General features: G+C 65.0%; 4 protein-coding genes. All 4 read right to left on the reverse strand.

Annotated features, from left to right (window positions below; all coding sequences use genetic code 11):
* A partial coding sequence (surE, locus tag HMPREF9440_RS12000; RefSeq protein ID WP_008542659.1) for a 5'/3'-nucleotidase SurE occupies positions 1-473 on the reverse strand: 473 nt, incomplete at its 3' end.
* Between the two features lie 219 nt (positions 474-692).
* Complete coding sequence (locus HMPREF9440_RS06535; RefSeq protein WP_008542660.1) at positions 693-1,865, reverse strand: M20 metallopeptidase family protein; 1,173 nt, start codon at positions 1,863-1,865, stop codon at positions 693-695.
* Between the two features lie 53 nt (positions 1,866-1,918).
* Positions 1,919-3,109 (reverse strand): hypothetical protein, encoded by a 1,191-nt coding sequence (locus tag HMPREF9440_RS06540; RefSeq protein WP_008542661.1) that lies wholly within the window; start codon positions 3,107-3,109, stop codon positions 1,919-1,921.
* A gap of 387 nt (positions 3,110-3,496) precedes the next feature.
* On the reverse strand, positions 3,497-4,524 hold a 1,028-nt coding region (phoR, locus tag HMPREF9440_RS06545; RefSeq protein ID WP_245523580.1), incomplete at its 5' end, for a phosphate regulon sensor histidine kinase PhoR.

The following is a 4,524-nucleotide window of genomic DNA, read 5'->3' on the forward strand; positions in this document are numbered from 1 at the left end:
GGACCGGCGGCGTCGCGCCCTTCGAGGTAGCGCTCAACCACCTCCTGCGCGACGCGCGCGGCGCTCTCCAATTCGCCCCAGCCGCGGTCGATCTGCGAGAAGGCGAAGGACGGCACCCCGAAGAGGTACCCCTCGATCGCCGCCGCGACCGTCCCCGAGTACATCGTGTCGTCGCCCATGTTCGCGCCGCAGTTGATGCCGGAGACGACGAGGTCGGGCTTTTCGTCCAGAAGCCCCGTCATCGCGACGTGCACGCAGTCGGACGGCGTCCCCGAGACGACGTAGAGGCTCTCGCCCGGCATGTGGTCGACCGTGAGCGGACGGTTGAGGGTGAGCGAATTCGACGCCCCCGAATGGTTGTGGTCCGGGGCGACGATCGTCACGCGGCCGAACCGGCGCATCGCGTCGGCGAGCGCCCGGATCCCGGGCGCGCGGTACCCGTCGTCGTTCGAGACAAGAATGTGAAGCGGCATGGGTGGCTGTGTTGAATATCGTGGAGAGGCAGCGGAAGAACCCGCAGTCCTCGCGGTTGGCCTTGGGATTGTATCGCACGGGATCCGCGCGCCCTCGGGCTTCGCCCGACGCCGGGCCGATCCGGACGGAAATCGTTTCAAAAATTCGGCCTGAGAAAAAGCCGCCGGGCGCTTTGCGGCGCGTCGGCGGCTTTTCCGAGCCTCAGATCAGGCTGCCCGTCAGAGCTCCACCCCGAGGAAGTCGAGCGCGACCTGCACGTGAAGCGCCGCGGCGCGCACGAGCTGGGATTCGTCGACCTGGTAGCGGTTGTGGTGCTGGCCGTAGATCGCGTTGCAGGCGGCGTTTTCCATGCCGACCAAAACCATCACGCCCGGGACGCGGAGCTGATACTGCGCGAAGTCTTCGCCGCCCATCGTCGGGGGATAGTCGTAGAGGCAGTCTTCGCCGAAGACCTTCTTGGCGCTCCCGCGCACGAGTTCGGCGAGCGCCGCGTCGTTGACGGTCGGCGGGACGAGCTCTTCGTAGATGAGCTCGGCGTCGCCCCGCATCGCGCGGGCGGTTTCCTTCGCGACGCGCTCCATCGCTTCGGGGAAGTGCTTGCGGACTTCCGGCGAGAAGCAGCGGGTCGTGCCGATCAGCGTCGCTTCGCCCGAGATCACGTTGAAGCGCGTGCCGCTTTCGAACTTGCCGACGGTGACGACGCCGGTTTCAATGGGCGAGATTTCGCGCGAGACGATCGTCTGGAGGTTCTGCACGATCGCCGCGCCGATCACGGTCGCGTCCGCACAGAGGTGCGGCTGCGCGCCGTGCCCGGCCTTGCCGGTCACCTTAATCGTGAAGCGGTCGCCCGAGGCCATCGTGCCGCCCGTGCGCACCGAGACCTTCCCGGCGGGGAAGTCGGACCAGACGTGCATGCCGTAGGCGGCGTCGACGCCGTCCAAGCACCCGTCCTCGATCATCATCAGGGCGCCGCGGCCGATTTCCTCCGCGGGCTGGAAGGCGAAGACGACGTCGCCCGCCAGGCGGTCCTTGATGTCGTTCACCATCGCGACCGCGATCAGGAGCATCGAGATGTGGCAGTCATGCCCGCACGCGTGCATGAAGCCCGGATGCTCGCTCGCGTAGTCGACGCCCGTCTGCTCCGTCACTTCGAGGCCATCGATGTCGCCGCGAAGAAGGATGGTCTTCCCGGGCTTCACGCCGCGGATGCGGGCGAGCGTCCCGGTCGGGCCGCCGCACACGCGCCATTCGACGCCCATGCGGTCCAATTCTTCGCGGATCTTCGCCGCGGTCTTGTGCTCCTGGAGGCTCGCCTCCGGAATGCGGTGGAATTCGCGGCGCAGACGGATCTGCATCTCGCCGTACTTCTCTTGAAGTTCCTGCAACGTCATGATGTTTTCTGAATCCTTGTGGTCCTATGGTCCGAAGGGGGTTCCGGTCACACTCAGAGCATCTTCGAGAAGATGCCGGCGATGACGACCGAGGTGATGGTCACCGTCGTGAACCCGCCGACGATCATCGACGGGAAGAGACGGCTCATCAGGAATTCGCGTTCTTCCTTCGTCTTGCCGACTTCTTCGCAGAGCGATTCGGTGATGATCGCGTTGAAGGGGAAGCCGTAGAGCGCGGTGAGGCAGTTCGAGAAGCCGAGCCAGGGCGAGACGCGGAGCACCTTGCAGGCGGCCCAGCCGGCGACGGCCATGCCGAGAAGACCCGTGACGATCAGCATCACCATCGGGAAGGCGATCTGGATGAGCATCTCGGGCGTGCAGTCCTTGAGGCCGTCGAAGATAAACATCATCAGCGCGAAGACGGTGATCTGGTAGGAGTTCGCCTTGTTCAGGGCGTTCGTGTCGAGGAAGCCGAGCGTGTTGAAGATGACGCCGAGCACAAGCGCCCAGATGGCGCCCGAGATCCCGGTCCAGGAGCCCATCAGCATCGCGGCCCAGGCGACGATGCCCAACTTCGTGAGGATCAGAATCGGCGAATTCCAGCGTTCCGGAATCGTGAGGATGCCGTGACGTTCTTCGGGGAGCTTCGTCACGTCGGCGACGGCCTGAAGGTCGGCGGCCGAGCTCATGCCGGCGGCGCCCGAACGGAATTCACGGATGAGCGCGTCGGATTCGCGCTTGAGGCAGATCGCGGTCAGCGGATAGCCCGCAAAGCCCTGGATGCAGTACATCGAAATCGCGAAGACGGCGGCAGTCGTGAGGCCGGCGTTCTGCGCGGCATTCTGCATCATCGTCGCGGCGACGATGCCGCCCGTCAGCGGCGGCAGACCCGCGATGATCAGGGTCTTTTCCATGAAGAGGGGCCCCAGGTACCAGCAGCCGGCGCACATCCCTGCGAGGCCCGTCACGCAGAGCACCACGGTCTTCCACTGCGAGAGCAGCGCCTTCAACGAAATCACCGTCCCCATGTGGGTGATGACGATGAACATGCCGACGGTGGCGCCGAACGGAATGAGCTTCGAGTCGGTGACGAGCTCCTTCGGGATGACCGTCCAGTAGCCGGCCAGCAGAATGACGGCCGAGACGAACACCGAGGGCACCCAGGCTCGTGTGATGCGGGAGACGACCTCGCCGATGATCACGACGAGACCGCAAAGCACGAATGCGGCCATGAAGTTGTACATGTTGTTGTTCCTTCTTGGGGGAATGTGCGCGGGGTTCGCGCGTCCCGTCCGTCGAACCGCATCTGCGGTCCGGGGTCTTCCGGGCGATGGGGACGCCGTCTTCCGCGCCGAGAGTCGTTTGGAAAAACGGAAACGGAGGCGTACGATCCGGCATCCCGCCTGGATGCACCCCTCCGAGCCTACGTAGGATTGTAGGTTCGGGCCCTGTTCGGCCACATACGCTATTTGCCGTAACGGGATGCGCCCTGATCAGGAAAAGGCGTTTCCGCAGTTTTCTCAGGAAAAAGATCCGAACCCTTTGTTTTTCAATGGTTCGGCTCTGCGAAAGCGTCCGTTTTGCAGTGCGCTCTAAGCGTTTTCCCGCCTGAGGGACGGGCTTCCCCGGCCTCAGTAGAGGGGTTGGAAGGTGCGCCCCTCGGGGAAGCGCATCGAGAAGGTGGAGCCCTTCCCCGGCGCCGATTCGATTTCGAGCGTCGCGCCGTTGCGGCGCACGGTGTGCTTGACGATGGCGAGCCCGAGGCCCGTCCCGCCCACGCTGCGGCTGCGGCCCTTGTCGACGCGGTAGAAGCGCTCGGTGAGTCTCGGGATGTGCTTGGGATCGATCCCGATCCCGGTGTCCTTGACGGCCAAGACGGCGCCCGTGCCCACCCGCTTCCAGGTGACCGCCACCGTGCCGCCTTCGGGCGTGTAGCGGACCGCGTTCGAGACGAGGTTCATGACGGCGCTTCGGAGTTCGTCCGCGTACCCGATCACGCTCACGTCTTCGACCTCGCAGGTGATCTCGTGGCGCCCCATCGAGAGCGCCCGCCCTTCGCGGACGACGTCCTCGACCAACTTGGGCATCGCGACCACTTCGGGCTCTTCGGGCGCCGCCCCCTCGTCCTTGTTCTCCAACTTCGAGAGCGTGAGGAGGTCGTCCAGGATGCTCTTCATGCGGCGCGTCTGCTCGCGCATGAGCGAACGGTGGTATTCGATCATCTCCTCCGGAACCGCCCCCTTTTCGCACTCCATGTCGAGGAACCCGCCGATCACGGTCAGGGGCGTGCGGAGCTCATGGCTCACGTTCGCGACGAAGTCGCGGCGCATGTCGTCCAAACGGCGCCGTTCCGTCACGTCGTGCGAGACGATCATCGTGTGGCGCAGATCCGGCGCCACCGCGGTGAATTCGAGAATGAAGGGCGAGCCCTCCGGGGTCATCACGAGGGGCTTTTCGAATTCGCGCGAGAAGAGCCAGCGGCGCATGCGTTCGTCGCGCACGACGTCGAAGAGGAGCTTCCCGATGTCTTCCGGCAGGATCCCGAGGTGGCGCCCCGCCGCCTCGTTCACCCATTCGATCGACCAGTCTTCGCGGAGAATCGTCACGCCCTGAGGCATCAGCGCCAGGGTCTGGCGGTAGCGGAAGTCGCGGTCGCGGA

The sequence above is a fragment of the Sutterella parvirubra YIT 11816 genome (assembly GCF_000250875.1).
Lineage (GTDB): Bacteria > Pseudomonadota > Gammaproteobacteria > Burkholderiales > Burkholderiaceae_F > Sutterella > Sutterella parvirubra.